We start from the raw sequence: 16,660 nt of genomic DNA on the forward strand, positions 1-16,660 counted from the left end.
TGTAGCCGGACGCGAAAAATCGGAATTTTGACACCAAGTTCTGGAATTTTCAGGTTTCGCATTGGTCTGGCACGAATCTTTAATGAGGCTTTGAAGCTGTCTCAAACCTCGCTCGCAGCTGATGAGATCAACTAGTGGCGCTCGCCACGCGTGCTGATGTGGGAGATCGGCCGGTGACCAAGCCGATAAGTTTCTCGATCGAGCCATGCCAAGCCAGCGCCGCGCACCACGATAGGGCGAAAATTATAACCGTTAACCCCACGGAACCGTCGATAGCAAAGCCGCGCTGTCGGAAGAGTTCGATGATGATTGTGTGCAGCAGATAGCAGGCATAGGAGGCGTTTCCGAGAAGCATGATTGGCTTCGAGCGCAAATCGGTTCCCAATTTCGCAGAGACAACGCCAGCGAGGAGCAGCAGCGACGCTGCCGCGAAAGCGACGACGGTCGATTCGAGCGGACCGAGTACAATAGGCACCATCAACGCGTAAGTGAGCAGCGCGATTGGGAAGAACCAACTGGGAATGATCAGATGATCAATGCGAGGCAGAAGCCACTCGGTAAAATACCAAACGCCTATCCCGCATACGAAGCAAAAAACGTATGGATGCGTGTAGTAAAAGATAGCGGCTTTATTGCTGGTGACCGAGGGTAGGAAGAGTGCGATCGCGACGATTACACCTGCACAGAGCAATGGCGCGAATTTCCGGTTGATCATAATAGACAACGCGAAGATGCCGTAAAAATACATCTCCAAATTCAGCGTGTAACCGACACCCAGCGGAGGATAAAAGCCAGCTTCCGACGCGTGAGGAATGAAAAATAGCGAAGGCAGATATTCACCGAATGTCTTGTCCGGCTGCAACTGCCGAGCCAAAAGCGCGGTTGCCAGCCAATAACTGGGAGCGATGCGCAAGAATCGCTCCCACGCAAACGCAGACGCGCTCCGTTTTTCTTTAATCTTGCACATCAGGTAGCCAGAGAGAGCGAAGAACAGCGCGACACCGTAGAACTCGGTGTGAAAGCCAAAAATAAGTGCCGCACAATGATAGATAACCACCCCGGATGCTGCAAAAGCTCTAATTAGCTGAAGGTTGCCGATCAAGAGTAGTTCCTCGCAGTCAATAAGGGCATCGCGGCGATATACCTGTACAGAGTGGAGAGTACAATCGTCGGGTGTTCCTGTAGGTGCTTGAACGGCGCGGTTTAAGGCCAGAGCACGCTGTCGGCGGCTTGCTGGGCCTCATCTTGGGTGGGGGCGGCGTCGATCGCCGCTTTTGTTCCAAGTCGAGCAGCTTCTATCGCAGCACCGACGAACTGCCATTGCTGATAGGCCGAACGCACGACTGCTGCCACCTCGGAGAGCGATGGAGCGGTGATCCCGATCTCGGCAGCCAACAGCGGGTAGAGTGCGGCGTCCGCACCGACGTCGTCAGCGAGAGCGCGGACCTCTTCCATCTTCTGCTGATACGTCATGGCTTGGCCAGCGCCCGGCGTGATGTACCTTAGGCGCTGTATCTCAGCCTTTTGGTCAATTTCCCGCTTCAGTCGGGACTTGAGGATTTCGAGATATGGCTGGCTAGCCGGTGACGTGTCGATGCTCTGTATCGTGGACAAGAGTTCATCGGGAAAATAAAGGTACTCGCCATCGTACTGGATGCCTGCCCGGTCACCTGTATATTGCGCAGTCCAGCTTTCGACCTGCGTTAATGTCATCGCTATCTTCTTCATAGTTCACCTCACGCGGGGTAAGAGCTGTCAATAAGCAGAGATTAGCTGAGCGGCGAAGTGGGTTCGGTCAGCAACGCTGTCGAAGTATGCCGGCTGGGTGCCTGCAGCCTGATGATAAGCCGCGAACTCGACGTAGTCGCCCGGAACGAGCTTAACTACGCCAACGGCAGTTATAATCGAGCCACTGCCGGCGACGTGGTAGCCAGGGACGGACTCGAGAAGCACCACGGCTCCATTCTTCTTAAAGCGACCCACGGCGTATGCGCCCGTGGTCGGTGAAGAAAAATACCATGTGCCCCGCAGGCTCCAAAATCCGCCTTCGCCAGCTCCAACAGTGAGCCTGGTGCCATTCCAGGTCGATGTCCCAAGGCTGTTGGTAACGGTGTTTCCGAACGAGATGAGGGTGTCGGTTGCCGATGGCACGCTGACATTTGCGCTCTGGGCTGCGTCGAGCGTTATTAGTTTCGGAGCCTTCGTCGTGGATGCGCCGGCCACAGCCAAGCTGCTCGATGCCGTGAATAGTTGGAAGCTCGTTCCATTGTAGAGAAGCTCGATAGTTTCGCCAGCCGGTATCTCGCCGCCTGTAAGGGCTGCTTGTCCGAACTTCACGATCGGGACAGCTCCAAAGCCGTTCACATTCAGCGTTGCAGCACCGGTGTTCGTGGCAGCCGCCTTCACCCGGATCGGAGCGCCATTCAGCGAGGCGAGGGTTGCAGGGATAGGCGCCAGCGTGACTGTGAGGGCGTTCGCTGTACCAGCGGCGGCCGCGTAGTTCCATTTGCCAGACTGCGAATCAAGCGCCAACTTTTCGATGTACACTCCCGCAATGCGCTCAAATATGCGGCCATCCGGTAGACTGATTCCCTGACCATCTGGAGATGTGACGTAGGACCATGCCGTGCCGGTCCACTCGGCCAGCTTGCCGATATTGGCGTTCCAGACACCGGTAGCGCCAGCCGGGATAAGATAGACGTCGCCTTCAACAGGGGCACCCGGAGGAGCTGTTGTAGTGATTGAGTTGACAGCCGTCCACCTGCGCGTCCGGCCTGCAGCCGACAGGCCAAGGATTTTCAGGGCCTGATAGAACTGCGTCCAATCGGCGTCGTTGAGAACGAGGCCAGCGGCTTCGATAATCTTGATGATCTCTTCCTGCGTCATGTTCATGAAGAGAGCCGTGACCTCGGTTCCCTCTGTGCCGACCTCAAGGTTCTCATCGCGAAAGCCACGACGGCCGCCACCGATGTCGATCGTTCCCGCGCCGTTGATGCGATCCATTTATCAGGCCTCCTGGGCGTAATTGAAGACAAGGACGGTGTGTGCGGGCTTCACCCGCCGCAGCTCGCACTCGATGTCGGAAATTGTGAAGCTGCCGAGGCGGTGCTTGGTGACACTTACCCCTGTCCGGAATTTGGTGACTTTGACCAGTCCCGGAACGTTGATGCGCCAAAGGAACTGCGTGCCTTCAGGGCGGAGCCGCTGGCCACAACGCAAGCCGCCGGTGCGCGTCGGCCAGAACTCATCGACGGTAACGGAGACGCCGAGTTTGGCGGCCAGAGAAACCATGTACGGGATCGACTGACCGCCTGTTGCTGTCCATCTCTGATGCGTGATCCTCTGGCGATCTTCGATCGTCCTGGTATTGAGATCACGCCCGCATGGGTCTGGGCCAAGTACGCGTTCGAAGTCAGGCAGGAGGTTGTAGGCCGAACGGGGATCGACCTCCCGCATGATTGCTTCCGCATCCGCCTCTACAGCGACAATACGATCAGCGCCAGCCTCAAAGACCGTGTCCAGCACGCCTCCGCGAAGGCCGAGCGCAAATCCCGGAGCGGCCTTAGAAATGATGCTTTGAAGCACCGTTGAAAGCGTCCTGGCCATTAAGCGTCCTCGAAGTCGATTGCACCGGCGACTGGATATTCGACGCTCGCCAGCGTGAATGGAGCAGCCGGAGCGATCAGGTCATGGGCATACTCGCCGTTGGCGGCCGAGACTGCCTCGGAGATCCGCGAAGGTTCGATTAGCGCGCCGATGGGGCTCGCATTCTCACTATCGTCGGCATCGCCTATCGTGGCGACGTAGCGCTGCCATGCATCGGTCACGGCGGCACGCGTGAGCACGGTATCGGGCCGAAGGCGGATGGTCGGTGCGAGAACTCGAAGCTCCGCCGCTATAACAATGACACGCGCGGTCACCGGCCGAACGCCGCTCTGGCTTCCGAGTGGGCCGAGATAGTCGAGGATCGCATCGCGCTCGGGATCGGTTGGAACGCGCGCCGAGCCATCAGCATTCTTCATAGCAACGACCAGACCGACAGATCCTCGGCCGATCCATTCGGGAATGACGGCGACGGCCTTGACCGCAAACTGAGCGCCAACCCAAACCGGGTAGTCGAAACCGGCTCCGCCGTGAGGTGGTTGTCGGATGCGCTGCAAGGTAGCGGACTGCAACTCTGCCATTGACTGCTCATCCGCGCCGCCAAGGAATGCCGATGCGACCGACACGCGGCTGATCTCCGGAAACGGCGTGACGACGGTGAGCTGGACACCTTCTTCGAGGTTTCCGGAGGTGCCAGCGCTAACGGCGACGGCTGCGATATCGACAGTTCCGCCCGCTGCAATAACAGATGCGGTCGAGGTGACATACGCGACTGCATTTGAGGCTGACAGCTGTAGTCCTTCAGGCAATGCCGTACCGGCCACACCCTCCACATGGACGGTACCAAGCGCCTTTGTAGCCGCGCGCTGCTCGACGCCCCAGATGGCCGCGTGCCGCAGCACGAACTCGTCTTCGGCGGTATCGACGAAATACTGACGGCCCCACCACGCGAGATGGTCATGCACTTCGCGTAGCTCCAGCGAAAATGCCCTTCCGAGTTGGGAGAAGACGCCTTGGGCGGAGCGTACGGCCAGCGATACCTTTGCGGGGGCGGCATCTGGACGAATGCGAAGCAGGCCCGCTTCGAGCGAACCTGCGATCTTGGCTGCGATCTGTTTGGCAGTTGGCACGGGCCACGGCATTTAGGCCTCCACGCGGCGTGTGAGTGAAACGCTGGCGTCTTGCACCTGGACGCGGTAGCCAAGGACACCATCCCTGATCCACTGCACCTCGATCTCAGCCGGCTGACCGGTTTCCTTCGACGCCCAGGCGAGTGATTCCTGAAGCCAGAACTGGCAAAGCTGCCGGGTTGTCTCAGTCTGTTTGGCGCGATCAAGCAACCAAAGACGACTGCCGGTCATTGCTCCTGAAGGGTCCAGTGCATCGCCAGCGCAGCCTCGACGCTCCGAATAGGATACGGGGGCGAGGAACTGAGAGCGTCCTTCTGGAAGCGGATCGTCCGGAGCCGCGCGCCGATCAAGGCCAACGGAAAGCAGGATGGCAGGGATTGGGGTTTCGTCGATGACCAGATCGCAATCATCGCCGAGCGTGAGGTCGCAGCGGCGCTTGTCAGGATCGTAAGTGAGAGCCAGATCGAAGAACATGGCGCGAAACTATCGCGCGCGCGAAAGCCAGATCATGCCCGCCTCGGCGGGCGGTGCGACTAATTCGACGGAACGTCGGTGTCGGCGCTGCCTGGAACGATGCCGCCGTGGACGTGGGTGTCGCCGATATTCTTGCCGTTGTGGCGGACATGGCCGCCAGTGATATCGACGCCCTCGGCTGTGACGCGAAAGTTGACGCCACCGACTGTCACGTCCAGCGCATGACCGGCCGCGACCTGGACGGTGCCATCGGGCAGCACGAGAACGCGATCGCCGTGCTCGTTGTAATTCCCCACTGCACCTTCAGGAAGTTTGCCCAGGCGCTTCGAAGGGTTGGACACCTGCAGGATAATCAAGTCGCTCTGATCGCCGCCCACGGCCAGCACGACAGCGAGGGAACCATCTGCAGGCGTGTGCGATGCGGAGCCATACGGCTGAATGATCTCGACGTCATCGCGAAACACACCCTCGGCAACCTCGACGGATGCTGTCTGCGTCTGGCCATCGTCCTTGATGTTCTTGAGTACACCACGACGGATCATGCCACGCGTCTTATCGGCTGTTTCCTTGTCCATCAAAGCCCCTGTGCGCTGCTGTCGAGATTGCCGGCCGCCGCCTTCGTCTTGCGCGTGCGGTTCTTCCGACGCTTGCCGACCGGGTCTGCGTCGAAGGCCTCCGGGCTGGACAATTTCAGCTCGGTGAAGTTGCCGCTTTCGTCGGACCTGTTGGACACGCCGATGATTAGCATATCGCGCTCGATGCCCTGGAAGGCGTCTGAGACGTAAGCGATCTCGTTAACGCGCCAGAGCTTACCGTTGACCGCAAACCCCTTGACGGTCTCGGTGACTTCCTCGCTCTCGCCACGTGCGGTCCGCATCCGGAAGTCGGCTTCGTCCTGGGCGCTCGTGGCGTCGGCTTTGCTGCGCGCAAGGTGAACCGCCGGGCGATGCCGGGTGACTTCATCGTCGGTGGCGATCCCCGTTGCGGCAGTGCCCTTGCGCTCATTCTCGGTCGCAGAACCGTCGCCGACATTTCTGTCGGCTGGATCGAGCGGCGCGGCAGTGCTGTCCAGGGCAGCAGAACCGGAGCGGGCCTTGCCGGCCTTTTCGCCCTGACCGCGAACGTAGGTTTTCGAGTGCCGCTTTGCATCGCTATATGAACCGGAAGAACCGATGACGTTGCCGGGCAGTGTGATGTCTGCTGGTGCGCGGTTGCTTCCGGTGCGCGTAATCACCAGTCCGCCAACGCCATCCGAGAGCACCAGGGCGTGACGGGACCGCGAGCCCTTCTCGATCGCCGAGAAGGCTGTCTCTGCGAGATCGAGACCATAGCGAGTGAAGGGCTCGCCGGTATCGATCTCACTACGGACGTCCAGGCCGAAGGGCTTGGCAATCTGCTTGACGGCATCTTCAAGTTTGACGTTGCGAAATTCCGAAGGCCCATCGGTCAGCGCCGCGCTATCGACGAGATCGCCTGTCTTGTCACGGCCGGAGATGCTGACCTGTGCCTGACTTTCGTCGATCGTTGGATTGACCTGGTCAATGTACCCCTTCAGCACGACAGCGCCTTCGAGTAGCACCTCTGCCGCAACACCAGGGCGAAGGTCGAAAGCCGTTCCGCCGCTGGCATAGGCGAACGTCTTTAGCGAGCGCTGCGTATCGCGAAGCGTGAAACTGAAAGACCCGCTGAAATCTTTCATGTCGCGCGTCACCTGGGCAGACGTCCATTTGTCGTAGACCTTGCCAGCAACGCGCAGCTGAATTGGAAGGATCTTCGCCATCAGCCGAGAACCTCGATGCCGCCAGCCGGCAGGGCCGAGGGATGGCGCGGATTGTTGCGGGCAACGATGTCGCGGTAGCCGGCCTCGATCAGCTGCGGCGTATCCCCGAAGACATGCTGCGCAAGCAGCCAAGCGTCAAGCTGGCGATCGGCGCGGAAGACCAGCACAGCCGGAAGCCGGCCGATCGTCTCGTTGATATCTGCGATGATCGCCGACTGAAGGTCTCGGGCTGATCGACGCAGGACTGTGCTGGCCGCATCGAAGGTCGATCCGGAGAACTGGTCGAGGGCATCGCAAAGTGCTTCGATCGCGACTGTGATGCGGGCACGAACCGCCTGCGCTTCCTGTCGTGAGGCATAATCGGCAAAGGCGGATTGCGCGGCGAGCTGGCCGAGGAACTGAGCACTAGCCGTCAAGAGCAGCGCGCGATCGGCGTCGGCCGGCGCGTCGAGGGATGCGGCGCTAAGCTGTTCGACAAGGGTCAAAGCCATGCCGATTGCCGGCAAAGCCAACGGCCGATCATCGATGACAGCCCCTGCAGCCGGAGAGACGGCCGGCGTCGCGTTGTCGGAATTAACAAGGGCAGAAGCTGTCTGCATCAAAGCATCGAATGCCAGCGGATCTGCAGGGCTGGCATCGCCGATCGTCGCCTTGAGGCGAGGCAGCAGGCGAGCAGTACCGGCCGGAGCCGTGAGGGCCGCGATTGCTGACGAGACGACACGATAAGAGCGCGCAGCCGACAGAGACCGGACAGACGAGATGATGCCGCCGACTGCAGCAGCCAACGAAGTGGCCGCCTGGACAACGCCAGAGATGGCCGAGGTCAAGCCGCTGAGACCGGCAACGGCACCCAGCACGCCGGCATCGATGCGCTTGAACGAGGCCGAGAAGCGGACGACGCGCAGCTCCCGATCGGAGAAGTAGATCTGCGCCGGCTCCGTCATGATGACGGTCATGGGGCCAAGCCAAGGGTGGATGAGCGTAGCGGGACCAGGCGCTTCGAATGCCGCCTGCAGAGCCATTGCCTGCACGCGATAATCGTCACCCACGATCAGGCCGCTGAACGACACGACACCCGGCGCGAGACCGAAGTCATCGTAATCAGCCGCATCGACGCCGGGGAAGAGATACTCGACGACACGCCGGCCGACATCGCTGGTCGCATCGGGCACATGAAAAACGATGCCACGAAACGATCCGGGCAGAAGACCGGGAAGAACCCAGCTGATGCTATCGAGCTGCATTAGTTTCTCCCGACAGCGCGGCCGGTGTTGGCGGTGATTGGAACGGCCGAGTTCTCGGTTGACGTGCCAGTGACCGTGCCTGGACCCTCCACCTTAATGTTCACCGTTCCGCCAACCTGGACCTGCTGGTTGACCGGGCGCTGTGCTCCGGCGATTGCGGGACGATTGTTGTTCGCAGGCTGCGGGCCGGCGAGCATATCGTCCAGTGCGGCCGTGCGATCGGAGCCATCAGCTGACGACCCCGCTGCGGTGCCGTTCGGCAGCACGTCGCCGGGCTGCATCGAGCCGCCGAAGTTCATCGCGGCTTTCACCTTCTCGACGGCGCTGGCCAAAGCGTTCCATGAATTGACGACGCTCTGCGGCAGAAGGCTGCTCCAATCAATGCCGGCGTTCACCTTCTCGACCAGATCGGCGACACCGTTCACCAGGTCAGCGATGAATTTCGCCAGATCGCGAACGATCGCAGTAGCAACTTCCCACACCTTACCGGCGAACATGCCCGCAAACTTCGCGATGCCGCCAAGCTTCGCCTCGTCAAGCCCAACCAACTGCGCAAGACCTCGACCGAGCCGGATGAATCCATCTCCCGCACTCTTGATCGACGACACAGACTTCCCGAGGTTCTCACCGATCGTCCCGAGACTTGGAGCGAACCCTGAGCCGAAATCCTTCAGCGCCTGCCAGCCGATCCTGATGCCCGCCAGTGCGGCGTCGAGCGCCTTGAATGCAGCAATCTTAGCGTCATCGATCGTCAAGCCAGACAGGTCGATGTCGAAGTTAAGAGCCTTCTTGAACCCTTCAAATAGCGGTTGAAGGTTGTTCATACCGGCTTTGATATCCTGCCATGCCGATGCGAATCCCGCGCGCACGATCGGTGCATAGCGACTGACCATCTCGCGGCCTGCTGCAACGATGCGGCCACCGCGCTCCTTCATATCGTCGGCGAATTGGAAGAAACCAGCCTTGGCACGCTGCCAGAGTTGCGTCAGGCGCGGCCCGTAGCTGTTCCAGTTCTTGTAAATGTACATCGCGCCGGCGGCGACAGCGGCGAGCGCCACGCCGAACGGCGAGATCAGCGCGCCAACGGCGGCAAGGCCAGCGCCGAGGATCGGCAGGATAACACCGAAAGCGCCGAGACCAGCGGCAACGAGGATGCCGGCACCTGCCCAGGCAAGGCTTGTCTTCACCAGACCACCGGTCGCGGCATCCGTCTCGCGCAGCCACTTCAACCCGTCCTGCAGATAGGCGTTAATCGACGGCATCCACGTGCCGAACGCGAGACCGACTTCCCGCCATACCTGCGTTCCGATTTCTCCGAACGTGACGAGCTGCGTATTCAGGCTCGCCATCTGGGTGGCGAAGTCGGCATCGGACATCGCACCGGTCGCGTCCGCAACCGCCTGTTTGATCCGCTTGTATTCGTCGATGTTGCCAAGCATCGGAATGAGGAAGCCCATCACCTGCATGTCGGAGAACAAGCCGCCGAGCGCGCCGGCACCATGGATCGCTTCAAGCTGCTTGCGCACTTCCTCCAGCGCGTCGGCACCTTCGAGCCCGCTGGCCTTGGCCTTTTTCATCAGCCCTTCGATTTCCTTGCCGGAAATACCCGTGAGCTTGGAGACCTTCTGGATGACGGCCTCGATCGGGTTGATGCCCTTGGTGGCGGCGTCGAGCATGACGCCCTGAATATCGACGCCCATCTTCTGGAAGTTCTTTCGGGTCTCCGGCGCGGTGATCTTCGAAAGGAAGTTGTTCAGGTTGTTTGCCGCCTCGGCAGGATCGGCCGTGCCCTTGCGCGCGATTTCCAACATGGTCGCAAGCTGGGTCGCGGCGGTGCGGCCGGTGATACCGAGCTTGGCCATCTGGCCGGTCAAGGTCGGGAAGTATTTCGCCATGTCCTTCAGCTCGAAGGAACCTTCCTTACCGGCAACGATCAAGCCCGCGAAGGTATCGTCCAGCTCGGAGGCCGGAAGCTTTAGCGTCTGAAGCAGAGAGATGGCGACACCGGCCATGTCGTCGAAGTCGGCGTTCGCGGCCTTCGTGGCCTTGCCAATGCCCTTTAGCGAGCGATCGACCAGCGCTTCGTCCAGGCCGGCCGCGATCATCTTGCCGGAGCCCTTGGCAATGGTGTCGGAAGTCTGGCCGACCTGAAGCGCGAGGCCCTCGTATCGTGCCTTCAGCTCATCGACCATTTGATAAGCGGCTGATCCGCTCTTGCCAGCGGTACCGGCGATATCGAGGAGCTGCTGCTGAAACGCAGCCGCTTCTTTCATCGGAGCCATGAAGGAGATGGCTGCAATGGCGGTACCGACGACGCCGATCTTCTTGGCCATGTCGGCCACGCCCTGGAGGCTACGGCGCAGTCCGCGCAATGGCGAGGAAAGCATGTCCTTCAGGCGGACAAGAACATCCAATGCCATTGAGCGAGACGCCATTTCAACTCTCCAAGCTTTTGGCGAACTTGCGCCAATCCATAATGCAGTCCCACCAGAAGATGAGTTTTTCGGCGTCGAAGCTGTCTATCTCCGACGCCGAGAGGCTTGTCCCATCAGCCAGCGCGCCGAAAATCACGCGCCAGTTTTTGGGCCATTGTTCAAAAAATAGTTGAGCACCCGGCCGCCACGCGTCACGTCGGACAGATCCATCTTATCGAAGAGCGCGTTCATGATCGCCTGATTGAGGCGGGTCGTACGTGCGAACGAGGTCACGACCTGGTGCTCTTCGGTAGCTGCAGCGATCGCGCGCTGGTCAGCGCCGACGAGGCGATGAAACACCAGTTCGTTAAACACCCGTTCTTTGATCTTCCCGTCCTTCTTCGTCTTCAGCGTGACGCTGACATTGAGAGGCAAGGTGACGGAACCGTCGGCATTGCGAATGGCATCCTTCGGCAAGGTGTCGAGCGGATTGACGTCCTCATCGATGACGTCGGAATCTATCGCCTTGCCGTCAAGCGGGACGGGACGATCGAGATCCACGTCAGCGGCGGTGGCGACCTCGGCGTCTTCGTCGAGGTCGATCGAGATGTTCTTTGCAAGAACGTCCTTCATGCCAAGATCTCCTCCGGAGCGGAGCCGGCCCACTTGAGTTCGATCTTGCCACCTTCGCCGCCCGTGATCTCGGGGATGTCGTCCACGAGGAAGGCATCGGCGATGACGAAGGTCTGGCCGGTATCGCAAACCACCTGCAGTTCGCCTTCGCCCGGGTCCCAAAGGTTGCCCCAGCGCTGGCCGGCCTCAAGGTTGGTGGTCGCTGTGACCTCGGAGCCGATATACTCCTGAGCGCGACCGGTCTTGCGACCGTAGTTGACGGCGTTGTTCTTGATACCGCCTGGGCGGATCTTCGCGCCCTTCTCGACCGGGATGTTGCGCCCGCGCCAGACGATATCGACGATGCCCAAAGTCTGAGCCATGTTTTAAGATCCTTCCTTAGACCTGAAATTCAAGGGAGCCGGCGAGAACCATCAGGTTGCCGACGATGCGGACCTGCTGACGGCTTTCGAGGCGGTTCTTGTCGTCGGTGGAGCGCTGGAAGACGCTTTCCTTGACGGTGCGGTTGACGTCCTCGATCCACACCTTCTCGCCATAGAGCCTGCAGCGCCCGCCCCACGAGGCGTGCACGCGGCGTGGCGTGACGACAGCGCTGCCGGCGTCTTCGTCACTGTCGAAGCGGCTGGCAAAGGCTGCCTCGCTTTCGTCATCGACCAGCTTCGAGCGCGGGTACTGAAGCGCCATGTAGCCGGACCAGTCGTAGCGGATGCGTGACAGCGTCTTCGGCGTCATGATGTCCAGCCAGGCGCGATCCGCAACACCGAGGTTCGACATCTTGTAGGTCGTGATCAGGCGGGAGATCATCGTCGAGCCATCCGGCAGATGGTCGAAGGTGGAGATCCCCTTGTTCAGAAGAAGGTTCTGTTCCTCCTCGGTGAACTGGTCGGCAGCACGCGGCGCTTCGACGCCGGGAACGAGCAGCGATCGCAACTGACGAGCAGGATCGTTCGTAAGCTGGAAGGTGGCGATCCCCATGACCGAGGCGGCGAGCACCCACGGGCTGGTCGGCGAGTTCTTCAGGCCCATCGCCGAGAGATATGGCGAGTTCGTCAGCATCCCGAATGTGCTGAGTTGGCCATATGTGCCGCGCATGGCGATGAAGCCATGGACATCGAGCTTGGCTGTCGCGACGTAGCGGACTCGGAGCCACTCGGCGAAGATGGTCAGGTTGGTGACGTCATTCCAAGGATGCATGACGTCGGTGAACCAGGTGTTGGCGAGCGCATCGAGGACTGGCTGAATGTCCGGATTGCCAGCGCCGTTCGCCATGGCGACGACCGTGATTGTGAGGCCGTTCGGAACCGGCTGCGCATCGATGTCAACACGCAGGTCAATGCCATTGCCGACCTCGCCGCCGTTGCGGGCGGTGCAGGTGACGACGCCGGCGGCGGCCGCAGCGGTGACGACGTTGTCGGTATCGGCGGCGATCGCGGCAACCAGTGCGGCTGCAAGGATCGTCGGCGTGTCGGTCGGCTTGGCCGTGATCCGGATTGCCTGACCGCCGATCTTGAACCGGAGAACCGTGGCGCTGGGAACCGCCCCTGCGAACGTGATGGTGCCGGATGCCTTGACCGCACCGGCCGCGTCGGCCGCGCCGATGACGAAAAGCGGCGTCGTCTTGTTGGCGTAACGGTAGGCTTTAACCGCTTCAGCGCCGATCGAGCCGAGACCAAACAGCGCGATCGCTTCGTCGGCGTTGGTGATTTCGACAATCTGGCCGGCCGCGATCGTGCCGCTGGCGAGCTTCTGACCGGCGATCAGCGCCTGGGTCGGATAGGGAAGCACGCCCATGCTGGCGTAGTTCGGCCTGATTTCGAGGAAGGTGGCCGGCTCAAGCCAGTCGTAGGGGATCTCGTTGAAGTCCATGGCTTAGTTGTCTCCTTTGGGCTTGCGCGTAGTTTTCGGGGCTTCGGCTTCCGGCTCGGCGGCTTCGACTTCGGCCGGCGCGTCGGCTTCGATCAGATCGCCATCAGCGATGCGACGGCGCACGAACAGCGAGTTCGGCGCTTCCATGCCATCGACCGGCCACGGCGTGCCGTCCTCCTGGTCAACGGTGCGGCCCTCGGCCGGCTTCAAGAATTGCGACATGCGGGTGTTACTCCTCGGTGGTCGGAACGGGGATGGTCTCGGTGACGGTGTCGCTGTCCGGATCGTCGGACACGGCCCAGGTGATGCCAAAGGCGAGGAAGTCTTCGAGCGTCTTCAGCTCCAGGCCAGCGACGCTGGCCGAGAAGGTGACGTCGAAATCGACCTGGGCGATGACGATATCGTCGTCGCTCCAACCGTCAGCGATGATGCTGTTGGCAAGCGTCACGCTGGCGTAACCAACGCCGGGAATCTCCGCACCCTGCAGGAGTGCCACCGATACGTCGATCATCGCGTCCAGGCCGAGGCCGCGCGTGTCGCCTTTGAAGCGGGCTTCAAGCGTGCTCGAAGCCTTGTAAACGATGATAAGCCGCCACAGCATCTTGCCCTTCAGGATGCGACCGCTCGCCGTGTCCGGACGCATGCCTGTCCAGGCGAGACCGATAAAGGGCGAGAACTTCGTGATGCGCTCGAATTCCTTGATGGTCATGGTCTGCGGAACACGCTCGATGGTGAACGTCTTGGCCGGGAAAGCCAGCCGCAGGCGGTCAATGATCGCCGGTTCCATGTTGCGGATCGGTGCGCGCGCCAGTTCCATCAGAAGCCCTTCAGGCTGTCATAGGACATGATGCGCGGCCGGTCTGACATGCGGGGCCCGGAGCCAACGGCGGCACCGGCCGGAGCTGCGGCGGGCACGTCGAGATTGATCAGTTCCTTGGCGATGTTCTCAAGCCAGGTGACAACATCCTTGCGACCCTTGCTCATCTCTTCGCTCGGGTCGGTATGCTCGCCCTGGGCCAGATCGTAGCGAGCGATAATGCAGGTGGCGCGGACGATCTCATCGGGCGGTGTTGCGATCGGCACGAGGTAGCGCCCACGGATGTAACCGTTGACCAGCGATGTCGCGTCGGCGATCGCCGTCAGCACCTTCTCGTCATCGACGGTCTCGGCTGTGCGGTCTTCCGGGCGCGAAAGACGAATGATCTGCGTCAAGCCAAAGCGAGCGATCATGTCGGAAACGGTTGCGTACATCAGCTGATCTTCCGCGCGAAATAGAGGTGAACAATCCAGCCCGTGAGGCCGCTGGTGATGACGACGATGGCAAGCGCTGCGTGAAGCGGAATCCAGACGAAGCAGTAGACGACCAGCAGCACCAACATGGCGACGACTGCGCCGAACGCGCTGCCGACCAGAAAAGCGAGGATGAGGAGAAACTCTGCGAGGCCGTCGAACATTGGTGAGATCCGGAAGGGTTGAGAGTGAGGCCGGCTATGAAGCCAGCCTCGAAGTCAGGTCTGCGGTAAAGGCGGCTTAGCAACGCCGTCGCAGGTCGATGAAGTTGAGGCCGTTGGTCGCGTAGCTCTCTGCATATTCCGGCTTCAGCGGTTCGAAGCCGGTCGAGGCAGTGACGGACAGGGGCGCATCCTGGTCGATGCGTGCCAGCTCGGCGGCTGGCAGCATGTCGTGAACGACAATCGCGAAGTCCATCGGGTGATGAGCGATCGCGTAGAAGCCGGCATCGAGCGGCAGAACGTCCGCCGACGCAGGCATCTGGGAGGCCAGCAGCACACTCGCGATCAGAGCAAGGCTGCCGAGGCAAATACTTCGAATGCTGTAGAGACGCATTTCAGTCCTTTCGGGGTTGCAGGCTTCAGTCTTGCCGCTGTTTCCGCCGGCGCATTACTGCGTCCTGGTCCGGTCGGGAGGCTTCGGGGCTGCGGCCCTGTCAGACAGGACATGACCCACTCGCGGCGCTCCCCGCTTGGATGGTTGCCGTGGCGGCGGAGCCGGATTGCCCCGCCGCCCGGTTGTGGTCCGCCGGGGTTATTTCTTGGGCGTTGCCTTTTCGGCCGCATCGAGCTTCGTCTGCAGCTCGGCATTCGCGGCGTCGGCGGCCGTCAGTTTTGCCTGCAGCTCGGCGACAGAGGCTTCGGCGCTGGCGTGCTTCTTGCCGATGGCATCGAGCGCGGTTTCCTGTTCGCCCTTCAGTTTGGCGACCTTGTCATCGACGGCCTTCTTGAAGCTCTTCTCCAGGGCGACCGTCTTGAGCCCGACCTGCCGGACAACTTCGGCCTCAAGCTTCAGATTGAAGTCGTCGGCCGACAGGGTGTTTTCGACCGCCTCATCGGCTTCACGGACGGTGAAGGCCGGGTCAGCGCGAAAAGCGCTCAATTGCGTTTCGGTCCAAAAGCCGGGTTCGTAGAACGCGCTGGCCGCGTGCTCGATGCCGTTGCGGCGCATGCCGGGCGAACTGCAGATGATCTGGATTTTCGTCATCGTTCCTTTTCCTTCGGGTTTCGAAAAAGAGGTCGCCGATATCGGCCGCTTTTCAGAAACCCGCCGCCGGTCTGGGAGGACACCGGCGACGGAACTGGCGGGAGGAGATCTCGCCAGCGGAGGATTAGCCGAGGTACGGAATGACCAGGACTTCGGCTGTCTTTGCCCAGACGTTGCTGTCGCCGCCGTTCACCAGTTCGGCGTTGAGGAGCTGGCGAGCGACACCTTCAAGCGCCGGCGGCACGCAAAGCTTGGTCGGCCGAATGTTGATGATCTCGCCGCTGCGCTTGCGGATCGACTGCATGGCAGTACGCGCCAAGGCGTAGTTCGCCGCGTTGAGCGTCGCTTTGGACTTGTAGGCGAGCTGCCACAGGCCGAGGCCGGCGTTGCATCGACCATCGACGCCCCAGACGAACTTGCCCTGGTAGAAGACGTTTGGATCGTCAGGGTTCTGCATCGCCGTCAGCACGAACTTCTTCCGGCTCTGGAAGACGAACGGCTTCATCGCTTGGGTATCGTCGATCAGGTACCAGGCAGGACCTGCACCATCGGTGAAGTTCACGACAGAAGACGCGCCGCCGTTCTCATCATAGCCCGGATGGTCAGTGTCGAAGAAATACTGGCCGTCGTAGCACTTGATGGTCTCGGCTTTCTTCATCAGCGGGAACACGAGCTGGTCGGGAAACTCGGCCGCGTCCTGGCCGATCTGGCTGGCGACCGGGCTGAAGATGCCGATCTGATCGTCCTCAATCTGGCTACGCTTGATCGAGACCGTCTTCTCGAACTCGCGGTTCCGGATGATGTAGGTCTGGGCCGACAGGTCGTGGACGATACGATCGCCGATCCATTCGCGCATGCCCGGCAGATCGTCGAGACGCGGGTATTCATTCATGGCGGTGGTCGAAGGAACCGTCATCGCGACGGACGTATAGAAGGTCTGCACCGACGAGAACCGCATGTTGTAGGCGGTCGAAAGGCCGGTGTAGATGCCCCGAAGGGTATTTGAATTGATGTCCAACG

Annotated in this window: 20 protein-coding genes; all 20 read right to left on the reverse strand. The window is 60.8% G+C overall.

Going from position 1 to position 16,660, the window contains the following annotated elements; genetic code table 11:
• Positions 1-127: 127 nt before the first annotated feature.
• A complete protein-coding gene (locus tag GVL52_RS18370; RefSeq protein ID WP_160009748.1) occupies positions 128-1,102 on the reverse strand; it encodes an acyltransferase in 975 nt (324 codons plus the stop codon).
• Between the two features lie 101 nt (positions 1,103-1,203).
• Positions 1,204-1,728, reverse strand: a complete 525-nt coding sequence (locus tag GVL52_RS18375; RefSeq protein ID WP_160009750.1) for a hypothetical protein — start codon at positions 1,726-1,728, stop codon at positions 1,204-1,206.
• 27 nt (positions 1,729-1,755) lie between these two features.
• On the reverse strand, positions 1,756-3,003 hold the full coding sequence (locus GVL52_RS18380; RefSeq protein ID WP_244619225.1) for a DUF2793 domain-containing protein: 1,248 nt from the start codon (positions 3,001-3,003) through the stop codon (positions 1,756-1,758).
• Between the two features lie 3 nt (positions 3,004-3,006).
• Positions 3,007-3,606 carry a YmfQ family protein gene (locus tag GVL52_RS18385; protein ID WP_160009752.1) on the reverse strand — a complete coding sequence of 200 codons (600 nt, stop codon included), beginning with the start codon at positions 3,604-3,606 and terminating at the stop codon, positions 3,007-3,009.
• Positions 3,606-4,745 (reverse strand): baseplate J/gp47 family protein, encoded by a 1,140-nt coding sequence (locus tag GVL52_RS18390; RefSeq protein WP_160009754.1) that lies wholly within the window; start codon positions 4,743-4,745, stop codon positions 3,606-3,608. Before GVL52_RS18390 ends, GVL52_RS18385 begins: the two co-directional genes overlap by 1 nt.
• Entirely contained in the window at positions 4,746-5,207 is a 462-nt protein-coding gene (locus GVL52_RS18395) for a phage GP46 family protein (RefSeq protein ID WP_160009756.1), read from the reverse strand.
• Between the two features lie 59 nt (positions 5,208-5,266).
• Positions 5,267-5,782 carry a phage baseplate assembly protein gene (locus GVL52_RS18400; RefSeq protein ID WP_160009758.1) on the reverse strand — a complete coding sequence of 172 codons (516 nt, stop codon included), beginning with the start codon at positions 5,780-5,782 and terminating at the stop codon, positions 5,267-5,269.
• Positions 5,782-6,987, reverse strand: coding sequence for a phage baseplate assembly protein (locus tag GVL52_RS18405; RefSeq protein ID WP_244619226.1), 1,206 nt, complete (start codon positions 6,985-6,987; stop codon positions 5,782-5,784). Before GVL52_RS18405 ends, GVL52_RS18400 begins: the two co-directional genes overlap by 1 nt.
• Positions 6,987-8,231 (reverse strand): DNA circularization N-terminal domain-containing protein, encoded by a 1,245-nt coding sequence (locus GVL52_RS18410; RefSeq protein WP_160009760.1) that lies wholly within the window; start codon positions 8,229-8,231, stop codon positions 6,987-6,989. The genes GVL52_RS18405 and GVL52_RS18410 overlap by 1 nt, the downstream gene beginning before the upstream one ends.
• A complete protein-coding gene (locus GVL52_RS18415; RefSeq protein WP_160009762.1) occupies positions 8,231-10,666 on the reverse strand; it encodes a phage tail tape measure protein in 2,436 nt (811 codons plus the stop codon). Before GVL52_RS18415 ends, GVL52_RS18410 begins: the two co-directional genes overlap by 1 nt.
• A gap of 132 nt (positions 10,667-10,798) precedes the next feature.
• A complete protein-coding gene (locus GVL52_RS18420; protein WP_160009764.1) occupies positions 10,799-11,278 on the reverse strand; it encodes a hypothetical protein in 480 nt (159 codons plus the stop codon).
• A complete protein-coding gene (locus GVL52_RS18425) occupies positions 11,275-11,640 on the reverse strand; it encodes a phage tail tube protein (protein ID WP_160009766.1) in 366 nt (121 codons plus the stop codon). Before GVL52_RS18425 ends, GVL52_RS18420 begins: the two co-directional genes overlap by 4 nt.
• A gap of 16 nt (positions 11,641-11,656) precedes the next feature.
• Positions 11,657-13,144 carry a phage tail protein gene (locus GVL52_RS18430; protein ID WP_160009768.1) on the reverse strand — a complete coding sequence of 496 codons (1,488 nt, stop codon included), beginning with the start codon at positions 13,142-13,144 and terminating at the stop codon, positions 11,657-11,659.
• Positions 13,145-13,147: 3 nt separating this feature from the next.
• Positions 13,148-13,366: a DUF2635 domain-containing protein gene (locus GVL52_RS18435; protein WP_160009770.1), complete on the reverse strand. Its 219-nt coding sequence runs from the start codon at positions 13,364-13,366 to the stop codon at positions 13,148-13,150.
• A gap of 7 nt (positions 13,367-13,373) precedes the next feature.
• On the reverse strand, positions 13,374-13,961 hold the full coding sequence (locus tag GVL52_RS18440) for a hypothetical protein (protein ID WP_160009772.1): 588 nt from the start codon (positions 13,959-13,961) through the stop codon (positions 13,374-13,376).
• On the reverse strand, positions 13,961-14,395 hold the full coding sequence (locus GVL52_RS18445; RefSeq protein WP_160009774.1) for a gp436 family protein: 435 nt from the start codon (positions 14,393-14,395) through the stop codon (positions 13,961-13,963). Before GVL52_RS18445 ends, GVL52_RS18440 begins: the two co-directional genes overlap by 1 nt.
• Complete coding sequence (locus GVL52_RS18450; protein ID WP_160009776.1) at positions 14,395-14,598, reverse strand: hypothetical protein; 204 nt, start codon at positions 14,596-14,598, stop codon at positions 14,395-14,397. The genes GVL52_RS18445 and GVL52_RS18450 overlap by 1 nt, the downstream gene beginning before the upstream one ends.
• Positions 14,599-14,674: 76 nt before the next feature.
• Positions 14,675-14,989 (reverse strand): hypothetical protein, encoded by a 315-nt coding sequence (locus GVL52_RS18455; RefSeq protein WP_160009778.1) that lies wholly within the window; start codon positions 14,987-14,989, stop codon positions 14,675-14,677.
• A 198-nt stretch (positions 14,990-15,187) separates the two neighbouring features.
• On the reverse strand, positions 15,188-15,640 hold the full coding sequence (locus GVL52_RS18460; RefSeq protein ID WP_160009780.1) for a hypothetical protein: 453 nt from the start codon (positions 15,638-15,640) through the stop codon (positions 15,188-15,190).
• Positions 15,641-15,764: 124 nt separating this feature from the next.
• Entirely contained in the window at positions 15,765-16,658 is an 894-nt protein-coding gene (locus tag GVL52_RS18465) for a Mu-like prophage major head subunit gpT family protein (RefSeq protein ID WP_160009782.1), read from the reverse strand.
• Between the last annotated feature and the right edge of the window lie 2 nt (positions 16,659-16,660).

The sequence above is a fragment of the Rhizobium sp. 18055 genome, assembly GCF_902706285.1.
GTDB lineage: Bacteria > Pseudomonadota > Alphaproteobacteria > Rhizobiales > Rhizobiaceae > Rhizobium.